The 18,183-nt window shown below is 39.1% G+C and carries 18 protein-coding genes and 1 riboswitch; of the genes, 10 read left to right on the top strand and 8 right to left on the bottom strand.

Annotation, left to right across the window (positions count from 1 at the left end):
- Window positions 1-44 precede the first annotated feature (44 nt).
- On the bottom strand, window positions 45-650 hold the full coding sequence (locus IGI54_RS14305) for a rhomboid family intramembrane serine protease (protein ID WP_430621603.1): 606 nt from the start codon (window positions 648-650) through the stop codon (window positions 45-47).
- 552 nt (window positions 651-1,202) lie between these two features.
- On the opposite strand from IGI54_RS14305, the gene IGI54_RS14300 reads away from it, so the two are divergent.
- Complete coding sequence (locus IGI54_RS14300) at window positions 1,203-1,871, top strand: aspartate/glutamate racemase family protein (protein ID WP_430621602.1); 669 nt, start codon at window positions 1,203-1,205, stop codon at window positions 1,869-1,871.
- Window positions 1,872-2,090: 219 nt separating this feature from the next.
- Here IGI54_RS14300 and IGI54_RS14295 read toward each other — a convergent pair whose 3' ends face one another.
- The gene (locus IGI54_RS14295; RefSeq protein WP_430621601.1) at window positions 2,091-3,320 is read right to left on the bottom strand and encodes a chloride channel protein; all 1,230 of its coding nucleotides are present in this window, start codon (window positions 3,318-3,320) and stop codon (window positions 2,091-2,093) included.
- Between the two features lie 558 nt (window positions 3,321-3,878).
- Between IGI54_RS14295 and IGI54_RS14290 the strand changes: the two genes are divergently transcribed.
- Window positions 3,879-5,210, top strand: a complete 1,332-nt coding sequence (locus tag IGI54_RS14290) for an FAD-dependent oxidoreductase (protein ID WP_430621600.1) — start codon at window positions 3,879-3,881, stop codon at window positions 5,208-5,210.
- A 417-nt stretch (window positions 5,211-5,627) separates the two neighbouring features.
- Here the strand turns inward: IGI54_RS14290 and IGI54_RS14285 are convergent, their stop codons facing one another.
- From IGI54_RS14285 to IGI54_RS14260, 6 genes are all read right to left on the bottom strand, one after another.
- Entirely contained in the window at window positions 5,628-6,176 is a 549-nt protein-coding gene (locus tag IGI54_RS14285; protein WP_430621599.1) for a DUF2922 domain-containing protein, read from the bottom strand.
- A gap of 34 nt (window positions 6,177-6,210) precedes the next feature.
- Window positions 6,211-6,600 (bottom strand): hypothetical protein, encoded by a 390-nt coding sequence (locus IGI54_RS14280; RefSeq protein WP_430621598.1) that lies wholly within the window; start codon window positions 6,598-6,600, stop codon window positions 6,211-6,213.
- 368 nt (window positions 6,601-6,968) lie between these two features.
- Window positions 6,969-7,181: a DUF2922 family protein gene (locus IGI54_RS14275; protein ID WP_430621597.1), complete on the bottom strand. Its 213-nt coding sequence runs from the start codon at window positions 7,179-7,181 to the stop codon at window positions 6,969-6,971.
- 128 nt (window positions 7,182-7,309) lie between these two features.
- Window positions 7,310-7,516: a hypothetical protein gene (locus IGI54_RS14270; RefSeq protein WP_379947221.1), complete on the bottom strand. Its 207-nt coding sequence runs from the start codon at window positions 7,514-7,516 to the stop codon at window positions 7,310-7,312.
- Between the two features lie 423 nt (window positions 7,517-7,939).
- Window positions 7,940-8,554 (bottom strand): hypothetical protein, encoded by a 615-nt coding sequence (locus tag IGI54_RS14265; RefSeq protein ID WP_430621596.1) that lies wholly within the window; start codon window positions 8,552-8,554, stop codon window positions 7,940-7,942.
- An 18-nt stretch (window positions 8,555-8,572) separates the two neighbouring features.
- A complete protein-coding gene (locus tag IGI54_RS14260) occupies window positions 8,573-9,295 on the bottom strand; it encodes a hypothetical protein (protein ID WP_430621595.1) in 723 nt (240 codons plus the stop codon).
- Between the two features lie 548 nt (window positions 9,296-9,843).
- On the opposite strand from IGI54_RS14260, the gene IGI54_RS14255 reads away from it, so the two are divergent.
- The 8 genes from IGI54_RS14255 to IGI54_RS14220 all read left to right on the top strand — a co-directional run bounded on the left by IGI54_RS14255 (window position 9,844) and on the right by IGI54_RS14220 (window position 17,493).
- Window positions 9,844-10,950: a tyrosine-type recombinase/integrase gene (locus IGI54_RS14255; protein WP_430621594.1), complete on the top strand. Its 1,107-nt coding sequence runs from the start codon at window positions 9,844-9,846 to the stop codon at window positions 10,948-10,950.
- Between the two features lie 298 nt (window positions 10,951-11,248).
- Window positions 11,249-11,449, top strand: coding sequence for a hypothetical protein (locus tag IGI54_RS14250; protein ID WP_430621593.1), 201 nt, complete (start codon window positions 11,249-11,251; stop codon window positions 11,447-11,449).
- Window positions 11,450-11,767: 318 nt separating this feature from the next.
- On the top strand, window positions 11,768-12,619 hold the full coding sequence (locus IGI54_RS14245) for a PRD domain-containing protein (protein WP_430621592.1): 852 nt from the start codon (window positions 11,768-11,770) through the stop codon (window positions 12,617-12,619).
- Window positions 12,616-14,475 carry a beta-glucoside-specific PTS transporter subunit IIABC gene (locus IGI54_RS14240; RefSeq protein WP_430621591.1) on the top strand — a complete coding sequence of 620 codons (1,860 nt, stop codon included), beginning with the start codon at window positions 12,616-12,618 and terminating at the stop codon, window positions 14,473-14,475. The genes IGI54_RS14245 and IGI54_RS14240 overlap by 4 nt, the downstream gene beginning before the upstream one ends.
- 12 nt (window positions 14,476-14,487) lie before the next feature.
- Window positions 14,488-15,912, top strand: coding sequence for a family 1 glycosylhydrolase (locus IGI54_RS14235; RefSeq protein ID WP_430621590.1), 1,425 nt, complete (start codon window positions 14,488-14,490; stop codon window positions 15,910-15,912).
- A 3-nt stretch (window positions 15,913-15,915) separates the two neighbouring features.
- The gene (locus IGI54_RS14230; protein WP_430621589.1) at window positions 15,916-16,695 is read left to right on the top strand and encodes a histidine phosphatase family protein; all 780 of its coding nucleotides are present in this window, start codon (window positions 15,916-15,918) and stop codon (window positions 16,693-16,695) included.
- 289 nt (window positions 16,696-16,984) lie between these two features.
- Window positions 16,985-17,317: an ArsR/SmtB family transcription factor gene (locus tag IGI54_RS14225; RefSeq protein WP_311901236.1), complete on the top strand. Its 333-nt coding sequence runs from the start codon at window positions 16,985-16,987 to the stop codon at window positions 17,315-17,317.
- Between the two features lie 5 nt (window positions 17,318-17,322).
- Window positions 17,323-17,493, top strand: a complete 171-nt coding sequence (locus tag IGI54_RS14220; RefSeq protein WP_430621588.1) for a hypothetical protein — start codon at window positions 17,323-17,325, stop codon at window positions 17,491-17,493.
- A 424-nt stretch (window positions 17,494-17,917) separates the two neighbouring features.
- Window positions 17,918-18,087, top strand: a riboswitch (M-box (ykoK) riboswitch).
- The last annotated feature ends 96 nt before the right edge of the window (window positions 18,088-18,183 follow it).

The following is an 18,183-nucleotide window of genomic DNA, read 5'->3' as shown; positions in this document are numbered from 1 at the left end:
TAGAATGCAATCTTTGCTGTTCCTCTGATTTTAGTCTAAGCCTCTTAATAACGATACTTCTCCTTCTTATTTTGAAGTCCCTTCATATGAAACAGGTATCCAAACAATGCACCTAACAAACCACCAATGATATGGGCCATTCTCGAAATATTATCATGGGATATCACACCGCTTACGATTTCATTTCCGATATAAAGCGTGCCTACCAAAATAACTGTAAGGGGAATCCTGCCATCCTTTATGTTAGTGAAGGAAGCTAGCAGTATAAACATAAAGACGATGCCACTTGCGCCCAAAAGCATTGTATGCGGAAAGAAAATGACGTTGATCAAGCCGATGATTGCAGAAGTAGCCAGTATCATGATTAACACATTTTTACTGCCATACTTTTCTTCTACTAATGGTCCAACTGCTAATAGTAGTAGAAAGTTTCCCGAATAATGGCTCAAATCCTGATGAACAAGTGTGTGGGTAAATAAGCGTAAATACATCATTGGGTCTGCCCAGGATGAATAGTACACGGCAAATAATTTGTTGATTTCTCCATTCGTCATTACATTTAGAATCAGTACGATAAACGATGCTATGGTCAGTCCTAAAATAACTGGTGAGTTGAAGCTGATTAACTTATCTAGTTTTCTTTTTTCCATGTCATCCCCCTTTTTAGTTAGTCCAATAAGACAAGTAATGATAATCAAAAGAGCGAAATCGAAGCTTTTCTTATTTATGAAATAAGCTTTATCAAAACTGGTGTTTTAGAAAATAAACGATTCGTCAAGGCTTCATCCAAATGTAATTTATGATATATAAAGCGATGATAGCATTCAATTTTTTCTTATTCAATCAGACTTAAGCTGTATTGATTCAAGTATCAGTTTTGAAGAAACGGTTTCTAGCATTTCATAAATTTCTCCTAGGGATTTGCCGGCGGTCACTGCTTAATGATCAGGTTCTGTTTTTACCGTTATTTTTCTTGAAGGTTGAAACGAACTTCTTCGTTAAATTACTTTAATTAAGAAGATTCGATCAACTATTCTGGTGCTGTCTGGATGAACTAGTTCGCTAAGAAATAAAGCAAAAATGCCGTGTTTTTTTTGGGACTGATCACATTTGCGAAAGCCAGGAGCGTGGGGCTATTTGTTAAAAAGTGTTTTTAGCGTATAATAATCAAAAATTCTTTTTTTGAAGGGAGTGTCATAAGGATGGTAAAAATTGCTGTAATGGCGGGGACGCCAGTCGATACAAAGATGGGAGCCGCACTGATCCAAGACTTTCCCTGTGAGCTGATCGAGCTTGCTATTTCAAAAAATCCGGTGCAACAGACGTATTTCCAAACCTTGCCGACCACTGAAAAAATGCAGCAAATTGAAAAAAGAATCCAGCAACTTGTCCGCGAAAAGGTCGATCTGCTGCTAGTTTATTGCAATTCCTTGAGCGCGTCGATCGATTTTGACTATTTTGCTGAGCAGTATGCTTTGACGATTGTGACACCTTTTCAGATGTATGCTGCTTTTGCGGAAAAATATGGGCGCATTGGGGTACTGGCGGCTAACGGCCAAGGTGCGGCGGGCATTGAGAGTGTCTTAGTCCAGCATCATGCGGGCATCCAAGTCTACAATGTCACAAATTTGGATTGGGTCCAAGCCGTCGAAGCGAAGATCGCGCCGAGCATCATTGTCGATCAATTTGGTTTGACGGATTCCATGAGCTTTTTCCAGAAAAATCACGTCGAAGCGATCTTGATCGGGTGTACGCATTTTCCGTATTTTTTGGCCGAATATCAGTCGAGGACCACGATTCCCTGTCTCAATCCCGATGAGGCGCTAATTGCAACGATAAAATCAATTCTCTTTGACACTGAGAAATTTTAAGCGTTTTTCTTGAGCAAGACATGGGTATAAAACACTATTTTATTACAAAACCGCTAAGGCAAACGCCTCAGCGGTTTTGTTAACTATAAAGAGAGCAATTTTTACATGAATAGATCACTTTGCAGCAAGAATAGCCATGTCTGACTTCACGAATTAGCGTTATCAGCAATCAGCGGTCTTATTGCTCAAAAGTTATCGGAGCTCACGAAGTTTTTTTTATCAAACGGATTTTTCGGGTGGCGCTTTGGTCCAAAACGCGCTGAATTTTTGAGCGATAAAACAAGCCAATAAAATTGCTGGAAAAAACTGTAAAGGAAACAGCAATAGTAATAAAGAGGCGGTCACGATCGCTTGTTTTAAAATCACCGTCACACTGGCGGCCACGATGATCGCGGTCAAAAGCCCTGGTGTGTAAGGAAAGAGGGTGACAAAGGCAAAGCCGATTGCGGCACTAGCAAAAATCGCCGGGAAAATTTTCCCACCCCGCCAACCAAAGGCAAAAGAAAGATTGGTCAAAAAGATTTTTCCAACCGCTAAGAACAGTAAAAAGTCGGCGGTCATCTGTTGATAACTTTCTGAGAGAGGCAGTAGATCATGCTCACCAGAAAAGAGAAAATACGGCGAGATCATGGCCAAACTACCCAATAATAATCCAGCCAAGACGGCTAACAACAGCGGTCGCTGGATTTTTTCGGCCAATTTGTCACTGAATGTTTCTAACACTAAAAAGAGACAGCCAAAAGCGATGCCGACTAGTAAAGCTGGGATCGCTAACAAGAAGGCTTGGGGCGTCCAGTCAATAACCGGAATTCGGATCTTGAAAATCGTTTCTTTAGGAACTAGCTGTTCTACTAGCGAAAAACCGACCAAACCAAAGGCCGTGGTCAGGGCGTAGAGAACCAGTTTTTTCCATTTTAAACGGCGAGTCTTGCTCGTATATTCTTCTTCTAATGGTTCTGAAATTCCAGCTAGGGGTGCATTGAAGATCGTTGCCAGCATTGCACCAATCCCTAGTTTCAGAAATTCTTCCCGTCGCGCAAAAGTAAATTTCAAATGGTCACCTACCCAAGTGACCAGTCCACCTAAGATACAGGCTAAGGCAGCTTCCGGTCCTAAACTTGCCCCAAAAGATAAAACCAGAACGGCACCAAAAAAGTTTTTGGCTAATTTTTTCTCATATTTGACTGCTTTTGTCGCTTTGAATTCTTCCATGGTATCTTCCATTGTTTTAGGATAATCGCCTACATAGATTTGGAATAAGCCGACCAAGATCCCGCCGATCAATCCGAAAATGATCGGATAGTAAACAGGCAGATCGAAACTAGCAGGCACGGTATGCCATAACAGTTGGCTCAGCAGATTGACGAGCGTCAAAAAAGCCCCTGAGACTAAACCAACGCATAAACCAAGCACAGCCGCATAGATAGTGAACATACTTTTAAATTTCATTGAAAGCCCCCTTTTTAATTTTAGTTGGAGTAAGCAGTTGCTCCGATATTGGCTGTTTCGATTCAGCCATATTACTTATTGGTTCATAATTCATACAAGATAAGGGCATTGTTTTGCGTTTCATTTGGAACAGTTTCAGTACTTACTTTACCTAATATTTTAGCAAAGTTGAGTCGAAAAAGTCAGTAAAGTCCTTTTTCTAACAATGTGGAAAGGCTGTATCGATTAGTTTTACCACTGCAGAGATCAAAAACGTTAGGGTATTGATCTATGGCGATCACCAGAATGATGGATCAGACACTTTGGAAGGCTATAAAATAATTGGTACCAAGAAGTGAACGCCTCAAATGGCAGCCCATTAACGAAATAGTAACATCATCCCGGAGAAGGCAGTCGGTTCTCCGAGTTTATTTGAAACAAAGCTTTCTAAAAATGGCTGAAATCTAATTTTTAAAAATTGGTACTTTTAGTCAAACAGATTAGTTTACAGTTGAATGGCGAAGGTTCTATAATCAAATTGTACCTACCGATAGGTACAGAGAAAGTTGGAGGTTCGTCATGGAAAAATATGAAAATATTATTATAGGTTTCGGTAAAGGTGGCAAAACGTTAGCTAAAACGTTAGCTGCTAAAGGTCAAACGGTATTAGTGATTGAAAAATCTCAACGAATGTACGGTGGAACATGTATTAATATTGGTTGTATACCTTCGAAATCTTTGATTTTAAATGGTGAAAAACAGTTACCCTTTAATGAAGCGGTTGAACATAAGGAACAGTTAACAGGCATGCTTCGTAATAAAAATTATCATATGATTGCAGATGAACCAACCGGCAAAGTTTTAGATGGGACGGCTAAATTCATTTCAGATCATGTGTTGGAAGTCATATTACCGGACCAATCAACGATCCAAGTTGAAGGAGAAAAAATCTTTATCAATACCGGCGCTCTCCCAGTAATCCTGCCAATCCCTGGGTTACAAGACAGTCGCTATTTATTGGATTCTACCAGTGCGATGGATCTAAGCGAATTGCCTGAAACATTGGTGATCATCGGAGCCGGCTACATTGGCTTGGAATTTGCGGCGATGTTTGCTAGCTATGGGAGTAAAGTGATCGTTTTAGATGCCAACACAAGCTTTATCTCCCGGGAGGACGATGATATCGCTGAAATGATTTATCAGGATCTCACTGCAGCTGGTATCGAGTTTCATCTCGGTGTTGCGGTGGATCAGATCCAAGACAAAACCGATATGGCTGAAGTGACTTATACGGAAAATGGCACTGTTAAAAAAATAGCAGCGAACAACGTCTTAGCTGCTACCGGCAGAAAACCCAACACGGCTGATCTAGGCTTGGAAAACACGACGATTCAAGTGAATGAACGCGGAGCCGTTGTGGTGGACGATTTGTTAAAAACAACAGCCGAAGATGTTTGGGCGATCGGTGACGTCAAAGGTGGCCTGCAATTTACCTATATCTCATTAGATGACTATCGGATTATCTTAGATCAATTAACTGGTGCAGGTACGCGCCGAGTTTCTGATCGAAGCGTAGTTCCATACAGCGTATTTATTACCCCACCACTATCCAATGTTGGATTGACCGAAAAAGCAGCTAAAAAAGCCAATATCAACTATAAACTTTTCAAATTTATGACCGCTGGAGTACCTAAGGCACAGGTCATGGAAGATGCGAAGGGAGTCTTTAAAGTATTGGTCGACCCTGACACGGAGCAAATTCTAGGGGCCAGCATTTACGCCGAAGAATCACATGAAGTGATCAATTTGATTGCCTTAGCAATCAAGGCGAAATTGCCGTATACGATGTTACGCGATCATATTTATTCTCACCCAACCATGAGTGAGGCTCTGAATGATGTGTTGAAGTAGTCGCTTTCAGTGAAACGGACAATCGAAGGGAAGAACTTGGGTACACAGAGGAAAGGTTACTGACGACTGCAGGCGAATGAATCTATAAAAAGGACTATAATAATACATTAATCCGGGATATCTTAACAGCCGCCGATGCTGGCAAAGGCTAGCTGTATGGCTTAAGTATGCAGAATACTTATTGTCCATTCACTTATCTGTACCGTAAGAACAATCATTCATTGGTTGTTCTTTTTTTGTCCAAATTAGTCATTTATGTAGCAAGCTTTTCTTCTTATTTGTATCAGAAAATAAAGGTACTTCCAATCGGCAAGTGTAACCTCTTTAAAAAAATTCAGAGTCACAGACCCTATTATTTAGTAAGCATTAAACGTATTAGCGAGCTTTCAGTCGAATAAAATCTAATAGTCAGCCTCTCTAGGAATCATCACACTTTTTAGAAGAACTATTTTTTGTTTTGGCAAAAAGCTTTCTCCTTCGTATTTGCTCTAAGCGTGCGGGGATGATGTCGGGGGGATTGTCGACGTTTAACGTTTCTTCAGAGTGATTAATTGGTCGTGCCCTCTCTACACGATAAGTGTCAAACTCCAGCTCCAACACTTTCGGACACGCCAGCTCCACAAACTTTCCATAATTTAACGCTTTAAAGGGATTTAGACATGAAGCGGGATTAGGCGTGTCAACTGGATTCTCAGGTACGGTCGGCGGCGTTGAATCTTCTACAGGGTGCTCTTGATCGAACTGGACGTATTTGGTGGTCTCAACGTATTTACAAGTCTCGATCTCGGCATAGGTTCTCACACCGTTTTCTTCTTCAAATATATCTAATGTGGTCAATAAGACAAGGGCTTCCCGAATTTCTTCCGCGGATTTATCAACAGTTGGATTTTTGATAATCAGGTTGTGTTTTTGTCCAAGACTATTTTTAAACGTCGAGACGAGTTTTTTAGTTTTTATGATTTTCATCTTTTCATTGTCCTTTCTAGTTGGCTTAAAGAAGTCACTCGACTTGTACGGCGTGATTACCAGACAGAGTGTTTGAGGTCAAACCTCTGACAGCACTGATCGCTTTTTTCGCATATTGACGGACAGGGAAGACACGGAGATTGAGGTAGCGCCAGTCTTTTGTTTCGAAGTACTCTTTAAAATGGAAGAAGAACTTCCGCATGGTTTTCGTAATTTTTCGTTGTTTGAATAGATACTGGACTAGGTCTGGCAGGATCAAATGGAATTCACTGTCGCCTAGGCGATCGCGGATCTGCAGTGCGATCAGATATTGAATGGTGCCGTCGATGTCGCCGGAGAGTCTCAAGTACGCAGGGATACGTTTTTCCAGCGTGGATTTTTTTAAGCCAAATAGCTGTTGTTGGGTAAAAGCTTGTTCGTTCATAGGTTTTTCCTCCTCGATTTAGAAAAGACTGGACAGATGCGAGTCCGTTTGTATGAGTTTTAGTAAAAAGAGTTGTGGTCAGTGTTTCTTGATAACAGGCCCTCTCGATGGACGCAAAGGGAAGAAGATTTAAAAAAAGAAGCCGTTCCATGAGCTGATGCAATTCTTCTGGAGAGTGATCCATTCTAGGATTTATGTACTGCCAGCGTTGATACTTGCCGTCGGTGGTTTTGAAGGTAACGATGAGTTTGATCATTTGATGTCCTCCTTTTCTATTTAAACCGTCTGTCTTTCCATTGGGCTTGTGAAAAGCAAGAAGAACGGATAAAGAAAAAGGGCGGCAGAGATCACCGCCCGAGTTGTTCTAACTAGAAAATGACTGTTTCCGTGGTCTCTACGAACATAGCGCTTTCGACGGTATCATAGAGATCATCTCCTTCTTTATTGAACAGCTTTAGCGGTCCAATCCGTTCCAATAATCCCTTGATTTGTGCAGGTGCCTTGTTCGTATTCGGATTGGCAAAGCTCCACGTTTGACTTCTTCCTGTGCGGGTTTTAAAGATTGCGACTAGTTTTAACATAAAATTCCTCCTCTAATTTCTTTTCCTCTAGTTAACGATTCAGTATGTCCGAAAGTGAGTGACCTTCTAGTTTTGTTCTTACTTTCGAACATCTGAACAGTCAGGTACGAGGGTCTCATTGATGCTCTCTATCGGCTATACCGTTTTTGACTGGTCAAGATGACCCCTTTCAAGTAGCTTTCGTCAAGTGCTAGTTCGGTCATGATATCGCCAAGTTCGAGGATCGCGCTCTCTTCCGGAGCCTCTTTGACATTTTGGAAATTGATGTTCTGAATTTTTTCTGAGTTCGGTCCCTCGATCTGGACCTGTAGTTTGTTCCCAAGATTTTGAATCATTTAAGTTCCTCCATTTGCCTTTATTTGGTGGTTCCGGCCGGTGAGGTAAGAATACACCGAAAAAGCAGAAGCCAGTGAAAGAGAAAAAAGTCAAAAAGGGGTCGATTTCGTCTGTTTTGAGAGGGTTGCGTGTAAAGAACATTGATTTTATGCGTCTTTTATATTAGTCCGAGGAATGAAAGAGACCAAATTAGTCCCTTTTTAAACAAATTAACGATGGACAAACGGCGAAACAGGTTTTAGAAATGGACATTCATCAAAATGATGCATAGAAATCATAATTGCGGGTTTGTTTTTGAAAGATTAGCACTTGCCTATAATCCGTATTTTGATGAAACAGAAAAGTCACTCTTCTATTCAAAGAAGGGTGACTTTTCTATTTATTGAGTTTTTACAGCTTATGGACTAGCATGATCTATTTGTTTATATTTGAAAACTGTTTGTTCTGCTGGATTCCTTCCGTAGCACTTGCCTCAATAAAGGTCGATCCATCAGGGAAGCGATAAAGGGTGTATCCATATTCTCAAGTAGGTCAACCAATCGGAGTGAAAGAAAGAGACACAAGGCTTGTTCTGCATAGGACAAAAACTGTTCCAGCTTTATTGGTAGAGCAAGATTTGGTCCTTCCAGCATCTCTGCATATAATGAGTGATTAACAGAATATAGGTGATGAATCTTTAGTGGATTGATCCACAGGGAGTTAGCTTCCTTCCCAGTGGAAAAAAGCAAGTATAAAGGTGATACCCGAGGTAAAGGAGTATCTTTAGTGCGTAGGAAATCGTTTTCATTTATTTCAGGAAATTGATGTGAGGTCTCTAGCGCAATCATCGTTTTCAGAGAGTCATTACTACAGTGATAGGTACTCTCACTAGAAAATACTAATACTTCTTCCATATTTGGTAATGGAACAATACTGGCAACATCCAGGATAGTCATCGCATCTATCCTATTTAAGGGGATGGCGCGATCCAAACAACGCAACCAAAGACGAGACCATTGTTGACTGTCTAAACCTTGTATTTCTTCAAATATTCTCATTGCTGACCTTCCTCTCTATTACCACCGACGCCAATCGATCATATGTGGTTCTTGATCTAATTTGTCATAATGATGGAGAAAGTGGGCCTTCGCGTAGTGTCGCGAAAACGCACCTAGCTGAAGGGAAAATTGTTGCAACGATGAGCTTTTTAACAATAGATGACGATAGAAAGGAGTGGTGGAGTCGATATAATCCGTCGGCGAGTGACTTTTTACCGAAAAACGAAATAAATCTCGCCGGACTGTTGCCAATGCACTGCAGGCAACGTCTGCACGCTTTAAAAAAGCCTTTTTCTGAAGCGGAAGGACTAAGTTTGGCCCATTCACCATCTTCGCATAGTAAATATTATTCTTTACTTGAAGACAGTAGACCATCAATGGATTAATCCAAGTTGTACGCTCCGGTGATTCTATGGGAAATAAAGTGAAATAAGGACAGATCCATGGAAACTTATATCGTCCAAAACACTTCAAGGATCTTAGACAGGCGGACATGATGCCATAGCTTGGGAAGCATTGTGCAGCCGAAAGCTGATTTAATACTTCTAATCCGTTCGATTCACTGCGATACACACATTCCTCTGTAAAGATCAAAACAGCCTTACTTTCAGGAATAGGTATGATCGCAGAGATTATACCGACCCTCAGTGGATCATAAAGCAGCGCTTGCTGGAGATGAAATTCCCAGGTGTGCGACCAACAACGATCATCCAGATACTCTGACTCAACAAACTTATCCATAACAGCATCCTCCTAATAAAACAATTATAGTTACTACTACATCTCAAAGAGTACACTAATAAAAATTCGATTTAATATTAAAAATTTTTATTTCAATTAAAAAGAAAGTAAAAATAATTCAATACAGATAGGTGACACTGAGAATATCGCTGATTTATAATAGTTATTTGTTGTTGATGTAATCAAAAGAGGGTCTAAATAAACCATACTTAAAAACCACGTTTAAAAGCATCTTCTCGTTTTGGAAAGAAGATGCTTTGTTTTTTTGTTATTACTAATTAAGTTATTTATAACCCGTGATTTGACTTGGTCTTATGAAAACCAAGACTTAATGTATGTGAATAGTACAAAAACCAACTATTCATAAACATTTACTAATTCATTATAAGACATACCTAATCCACAATTAATATTTTTTGAATAAATAACTGGTTTTGAATTTATATGAGCTTTGATTTAAGAAACCAAGCAACAAAAATAATAATTAATCGGTGATTATTTGATTTTTTAGAACGTCAAATGAGCCGTCAATATAAGGAGTGCTTTTTATGCGTAGAGGAGAGAATATATATAGAAGAAGGGATGGTCGATGGGAGGGTAGATACAAAAAAGGTCGTAAGTCTGATGGTTGTGTAAAGTATGGCTATGTTTATGGTAAGACTTTGCACGAAGTACGTAATAAGCTCTATCCGTTGAAGGTGCATTATCAGACCATTCAGGAAATGCAGGGAAGCTCATGTGTTGCTTTTGAAGAATGGGCAACTCTTTGGCTTAAGGAAATCCAAGAATCAGTGAAACCAGCTACATACGCGAACTATTACTATAAAATGACGAAATACGTTTTTCCCTTTATCGGTGATGTTTTCCTTAATGAGCTGACACCCGAAATAGGCGGAAAACTACTGTTAAAATGGACTCGTTACGGACTTAAACACTCCACTAAACAAGTCATTTTTAGAATCATTTGTCAATGCTTGAAATATGCCAAGGAACAAAAGCAATTGAAAGATAACCCTTTTCTATCAGTTAAATTACCTAAGGAAAATAAAGTTAAGATTCGTGCATTAACAAAAAATGAACAACAAAGACTAGAAAATACTGCTTTGAAAGAAAAACATAATCAAGGAGTTCCAGCGTATCTAGCTTTATATACAGGTCTGAGGATTGGTGAAATCGCTGCACTTCGTTGGTCAGATATCGATTTTGAGAATAATCTTTTACAGGTAAACCATACTTATCAACGAATTGCTTTACCATTGGGTAATCAACGAACACAGCTCGTTTTTGATACTGCTAAAACGGAAGCTTCCACTCGTGTTGTACCACTGGGAAATAAATTAAAGAGACTATTATCTAAACTTAAAAAAAGTGCTACAAGTCAGTATGTTTTCTCCTATAAAAACAAACCGTTGGAACCCAGGTTGCTAACCTATCATTTTCAAAAATTACGTAAGAAGTGTGGATTAGAACGGATTCACTTTCACCAACTACGTCATACTTTTGCGACTCGTTGCTTAGAAATACAAGGAGATATCTTATCGGTAAGTGCTATGTTGGGTCATACCTCTACTCAGCTAACCTTAGATACCTATGCTGATTCAATGATTGAGCAGCGAGTAAAAATTATTTATCAGATGGAAAAAGCCATAAGTTAATTTCAATAAATTGTTTTCAAAAAAATAATTTATTAAAATTGGTGGAATTTCTTTTTCTTCTCAAGAGTAAGCGTTTACCTTCGAGATGCTAAAAAACAATTATTTTATTCTTTAAATAATTGTAAAAAGAGAAGGTTTTAGGAATGCACAATCTTTTATAAGCCGTCTATTTTAGTCAAAAAAAAGCTGAAAGTACGATTGCAACAGCCTTTAAAACAGGTTTGTTGGTTTTCATAAGACCAAGTCAAAAACAAGAACACAACCCATAAAAATGGTTACTTTTATTCTAATAATAAATGTGGACTTTGTACATTTTAGATATAAAAAATTAATTTTAATTGAAGGTGAGAAAAGAGATGAACAAAAAATTATTGACAGGCTTGTTAATACTGCTCTGATTGGTGGGGTATTAACTGCTACTGCCTCACTAGCAGAAGTAATAGCCATTTATGATTTTGACGATCATCATCACAGAGTAGGGATGGGAAACAACAGTTAATTCGTGATATCCGTGCTTATTAGAAATCGTCGAGTGATAGAGATAAAAAATGTGGCTCATTCGATGGCCTGTATTACCTAATTTGTAATATCGTTTATAGCGACACAAACAGCTCTGAAAGAAAGCGTTGACAATGATGTCTTCATGACTTAAAATAATAGCGTAAAGTACATTAGAAAAAAAAACAGATCATGACGCTGGAGTCATGATTTTGAGTATGTTACTGAATATAATCAGGCAGAACTCAGGAAAAGATCACTGTAGACACAGGTCTAAGTGTATCTTTTCTTGAGTTTTTTTTCTGGAAAGGAGGAAAAAATGAAGATCAGCCAAATCTTAAATAACAACGTTGCATTGGTGAGGCGTGGAGGAAATGAGGTCTTCGTCGTTGCAAAAGGAATTGGTTTTAGAAAGAAAAAGGGACAAGAAATATCTGAAGAGGAAGTCGAAAAAATGTACATTCTCGATTCTTTCGATATGTTGGATCATTTTAGCTACTTATTGTCGCATTCAGATCCTAATGACATCCTTTTAATCAGCAATATTATTTCCTATGGAGAAAAAGTGTTAAACATCAAGGCAAGTGATTATTTAAGTTTGGCTCTTCTAGACCACTTGGAGTTCTTGTTGAAGCGAGTGGAAAAGCAGCAGTTTATTAAAAGTCCGTTGATTTGGGATACAAAACGTTATTATCCTGATCATTTCAAAGTCGGACTGAAGGCGTTAAAAATGATCGAGGAACAAAAAGGCTTGCAATTGCCGGAAGATGAAGCAGTATCTTTATGTTTGCACTTTGTCAATATGGAAGAGAGTCGTGAAAACCGCAAAGATTACGTAATTGAGATGCGTACGTTAGCAGACTTGGTCTCCATTGTCGAGCATCATTTCAATGTTAACCTAGATGAAGAATCGACGAATTATATGCGGTTTACGACCCATTTGCAGTATTTTGTTCAGCGAATTATCGAAGGTAAAATCTTTAATGATGGATCGGAAACATTGGAGCTGTACAAACAAGTTTGCCAGTTGTATCCCGAGTCTTTTAAAGCCGTTCAGAAAATGAAAATTTATGTGCAATCACAGTTTAAATTAGATATTTCAATCAATGAAGAAACCTATTTGATGCTTCATATCAACCGTGTAACAGAAAGAATGGAGGATAAAAAATGAGTTATGAAAAATTAAACAAGCAGCTGATCGAACTGGTCGGCGGTAAAGATAATATCAAGGCAGTTGCTCATTGCGTGACGCGTTTGCGTTTGACTTTAAATGACCGCAGTTTGGCTAAAACAGAAGAAATCAAGAATTTAGATGGTGTAATCGATGTTGTTTCCAATGATGTCGCTTATCAAATCATCGTTGGAACGCATGTAACAGATGTTTACAATGAATTTATGGCGATGTTGGGCTTAACGCCAGATGGTGCAGAGGCTGAAAAGCCAAAACCAAAAGGTATCAAAGGAATTGCTTCTTCGATCTTAGTCATGATCTCAGAAACAATGACTTCGATCATTGAAGTGTTATTAGCAGCTGGTATGATCGCTGGTATCATGGCAATTATTTCTTTAACTGGACTAGTTTCAAAAGATAGTTCGACCTATATGATTTTTGATACTTTACGCGGTGGCGTGTTCCATTTCCTACCGGTCTTTATCGCGGCTTCAGCAGCGAAGCGAATGAAAATCAATGAGTATGTGGCGATGGCGTTAGCGGTTGCTCTACTTTCAGCCAATATCGATGGTGCTAAAGGGCTTGAATTGTTCGGCTACAACTTACCGACGATCGGTTACGCAAATACCTTTATTCCGATCTTGCTTGGTGTTTGGTTCTTAAGTATCATTACCAAATATTTGAAAAAAATCATTCCAAGCGGATTGCAGTACTTCTTAGTACCAGCATTGTCCCTTGTACTGACCTTCCCTGTTATTTTAGTATTCTTCGGTCCGATCGGAACCTTGATCGGCGATGGTATCAGTGCCTTCTTTGATCTGTTGATGAACACAATCGGTAACTGGATCGTAGTTACGCTTTATGCGGCCTTCCAACCATTCTTGATCGTATTAGGAGCCGCAAACTTTACTTATCCAATCGTACTGAACTTCTTAGGAACTTTAGGCTATGACCCAATTATCAACCACGCAGCGACTATTTCTGATATTGCCGTTTGTGGTGCGATGTTCGGCTATTTCTTGCGTGCGAAAAAAGGTCATCAACGCCAAATGTTTGGTACTGTGAGTTTCAGTGCCTTGATGGGGATTACTGAACCGGCCGTCTTCGGTGTCTTTGTAAAATATCGTCGGCCATTCTTAGCAGTTATTATTGGCGGCGGACTTGGTGGATTGATTGCGGGTCTAACAGGTGTCAGAACTATGGGGTTTGTTTGGGGATTGGCCGCTTTACCAACTTATTTAGCAGGCGGCACCAGCAACTTCATTTGGATGTTGATCAGTGTCATCGTAGGTTTTGTTGGTGCAGCAGTAGTGGCGTATGGTGTCGGCATACCAACGGAAGAAACTGAAGAGGAACTAGAAGAAAAAGAATTAGTTGAAGCTTTAGAAAGTAATCGAAGCCTGAAACAAGTCTGCATCGGGAAAATCGCAGAAGGTATGGCAATTCCATTAAGCGAAGTCAGCGATAAAGCCTTTGCCTCAGGCGCGTTAGGCAAAGGTGTCGGCATCTTGCCTTCACAAGCAGAGGAAACAATTATTTCCCCAGTCGAAGGAACAGTCACCGTCGCTTTCCCAACGAAGCACGCGTATGGGATCAAAACTAAAAACGGGGTAGAATTATTGATCCACATCGGTGTTGATACAGTGAACCTAGAAGGCAAATACTTTGAAGGCTTCGTTGAACAAGGTCAAGAAGTCAAAAAAGGCGATATTTTAGCGAAGTATCAAGCAGATAAAGTAGCAGAAGCCGGTTTTGATCCAGTGATCATTGTTGTTGTAACGAATTCAAATGACTATCTCGACGTCATTTCAGCCAGCAGCGAACAAGACGAAGAGTTATTGACAGTTATTTTATAAAAGGAGCAGACTATGACGTTTACGAAAGATTTTTTATGGGGCGGCAGTATCGCTGCCCATCAATGTGAGGGTGCTTGGCAAGCAGATGGAAAAGGCCCGGCAATGATGGATTTTGTTACAAAAGGATCAAATAAAGAGCCGCGAACGATTACAGAGACGATTGATCCAAAGCTAGATTATCCTTCCCATCTAGGAATCGATTTTTACCATCATTACAAGGAAGACATTCAATTATTTAAGAAAATGGGCTTCAATGCCTTGCGAATCTCGATCGATTGGTCACGGATTTTTTCAAAAGGTGATGAAAAGGAACCGAATCAGGCAGGGTTAGCTTTTTACGGCAAGGTAATTGATGAATTGCTGGCAAATGGGATCGAACCAATTGTAACCCTTTACCATTTCGAAATGCCGATTCATTTGGTTCATGCGTATGGTTCGTGGAAAACTCGACGAGTAATTGATTTTTATTTGCATTATTGCGGGACAGTGATGCGGGCTTATGATGGTAAAGTGAAATACTGGGCGACCTTTAATGAAATGAATCATCTTGATCCGCAAACGAAACAAGCCGATATTTTTACTTATCTAATTGCAGGCTTGAAATATAGCGAGATGGAAAACCCAGCGGAAGATCTTGCTCGTATTGGTTACAATATGACATTAGCCGGAGTCAAAGCCGCACGTTTAGGACGTGAAATCAATCATGATAACAAAATTGGCTGTGTCTTTGGCTTGAACCCAATCTATTCATATGATTGTCAGCCAGATAATGTGTTAAAAGGCTTTTTAGATAATGATCGGGATTATTATCAGGTAGATGCGATGTGTAATGGCAAGTTTCCGAAATATAAGATGAAACAGTATGAAGTGTTGGGAATTGATCTAGGTAATCAACCGAGTGATGTTGAAGATTTTGCTGAAGGCACGATTGATTTCATCGGTTTAAACTATTATATGTCCAGTATTTCAGAGCCTAACACACCTGTGGAGGGTGAAGCCGCATTGTTTGGTGGGATTCAAAATCCTTACTTGGAACAATCAAAATGGGGCTGGGGCATTGATCCTACTGGGATTCGCTTCGTCATGAATTACTTATACCGGAAATATGAACTACCGATTATCATTACGGAAAATGGCTTAGGGGCTGTCGATCAATTTGAAGACGGAACAGTGCATGACGACTATCGGATCGATTATTTGCGGCAGCATATCAAATCGGTCAAACAAGCAGTGGAAGAAGATCATGTGGAATGCTTTGGCTACTTAACATGGGGGCCGATTGATCTAGTCAGTGCCAGCACTGGAGAAATGAGTAAACGCTACGGCTTTATCTATGTTGATCTGGACAATGATGGCAAAGGCAGCTTGAAGCGTTCAAAAAAGGATTCTTTTGATTGGTATAAAAAGGTGATTAGTAGTAATGGGGAGGAATTGTAAAAAATGAAGAAAATTTGGGGGCTATTGTTTGTAGCACTGTTGGGTCTTAGTTTAACTGGTGGGATTTCGAGTCAAGCAAAAGAAAAAGCTTCAGATAAAAATGATGAAGTGACCATTTATCTTGTTCGTCATGGAAAGACCTTTTTCAATACAACGGGACAAGTTCAAGGATTTGCGGATTCACCGTTGACTGACAAAGGGACAGCGCAGGCAAAACAGGTTGGTGAGGGACTTAAAAAGACAAAATTTGACTTGGCTTATGCTAGTGATTTAGGGCGGCAACGAAATACCGCAAAGTTGATTTTAGCTGAAAACACAAATAAAAAACCAGCACTTTCAGAACATGACGGTTTTAAAGAGTGGAATTACGGCGGCTTTGAAGGGAAGACCAACGCAGAGATGTGGACACCGATTTTTGAAGCAAATGACTTAAAGTTTGATGAAGACTGGACAGACTATGACAAGTTGGTGAATAAGCTAGGCGATGAAGGAGTAGCCGATGCCATTGCAGATGCAGATTCGTTAAAAGTAGCTGAAACCTATGAAGAGATCACCAAACGAGGACAAGCCGCAATGGATAAGGTCGTTGCGGATGCCAAAAAGAAAAAAGCGAAGAACGTTTTGATCGTTTCCTCTGGCAGTATGATTCCTACTATATTAGAGATGCTTGTTCCTGGTGAGTACAAAGGTGAAGCTATTGATAATTGCAGTGTAACCACACTTAAATATAAAGACAATAATTATTCAGTAGCTAAAATCAATGATACTCAATATGTAGAATAAAAAAAATAACCTGCTTTCGATCATGAGATATCGAAAGTAGGCTTTTTTTGACCGGGTAGTCTTCTTCACTTAAGACAATGGATATACAATCAAAAAATAATAGTACAAATTATTATTATCTTCGACGGGCTATGTACCAATGAGCAGTCTATCTTTTCTTGCTAGACAGGCTGGTTATTTTTTTAAATGAGAACCGTCATGTCTCTCTTTAAATATAGCCTTTTGACAAATCGATCAGGTAATGGTTTAATGGTTTAAAAATAAGAACCATTAAATGGAGAGAAGTATAATGAATGAGTTAATCAAATTAAAAGCAGAATTTGCCGATATAAGCAGTTTTTTGGTCGCATTAGGGGACGAGAAGCGGCAAGCCATTATTTTGCGGTTATTGGAAGAGGAAAGTTGCCAAGGTTTGCGGGTGAATGAGTTGATCGAAGCGACCAATTTATCACGGCCCGCAGTTTCCCATCATCTTAAAATTTTAAGAGATGCGAAGCTAGTGGATTATCGTCGCGAAGGAACGAAGAATTACTACTATTTAACCCATGTTACGACTGAGATTGATAAGTTGAAACAATTATTGACGAATGTGACGACTGTTATGGAGAAAGGGAAAGTGTAAATGGTATGAAAAAAGTATTAATTGGGAGATACGGATGTTTTTCCGATGAGAATGAGCTTGAATATTATGTTGAAAATAGCACAATACTCCCAATCAATACCCACTTGAAACTTGCTGAATTGGTTCGACTTGTTTATCAACAAAAAGGAGATAGTCTTCAAGCTGCGCTAGTCTAAATTTATTTGTTGAAAAATAGGTTAGTTTTTATCAAGGCCAGAATTTTTGTAGAGTATTCCTTCGAATATTTGACGAATCAACGATTCGAGATTTGGATCAAAATTATTAGAATAGATTCTTTATATATGAATCATGTATATTACAGTGAGATGCAGGGACAGTAAGAACCCCCAATCTGGATATGTGGATGGGTGAAAAACTAGCGCTATTCTAGTAAATAGTAAACGTACCATAAGGGGGGCTCTTTTAGCCTAATTAGTTGGAAATTCATAGAATTCTTTGGGATCAAATTTCGTTTTGAATTTGAATATCTAAACTAGAGTGTTCTATTATTAACTCATTATTCTTCAAAATTTCTTTTATAAATCTAAAATTGTTTGTTGACAGTGTTAATTCATTTTGTTATTATTTCCATGAAAATAAAATATGATTTGTTAGGTGAGGCTCCTATGCAAACATAGGCTACTGCCCAAAAATGTCGAGAGACGCCAATGGGTAGAACAGGGATTGTCGAATACAAGGCTTTTCTTAAGGTAGCTAAGATGTTTGTCTTTACGTTGTATAGTGCCAAAACTCAACGATTAGATCGACGTCTTATTTTGTCATGTGATTTGATGATTTTAGAACGGTTTTTCGCGGAGTTTTTGTGCGAAAAACCGTTTTTTTTTATTTAACATATTCATTTTTAT

The sequence above is a fragment of the Enterococcus sp. DIV0800 genome (genome assembly GCF_050559735.1).
GTDB lineage: Bacteria > Bacillota > Bacilli > Lactobacillales > Enterococcaceae > Enterococcus_A > Enterococcus_A devriesei.
This window is presented reverse-complemented; position numbering and strand designations above follow the sequence as displayed.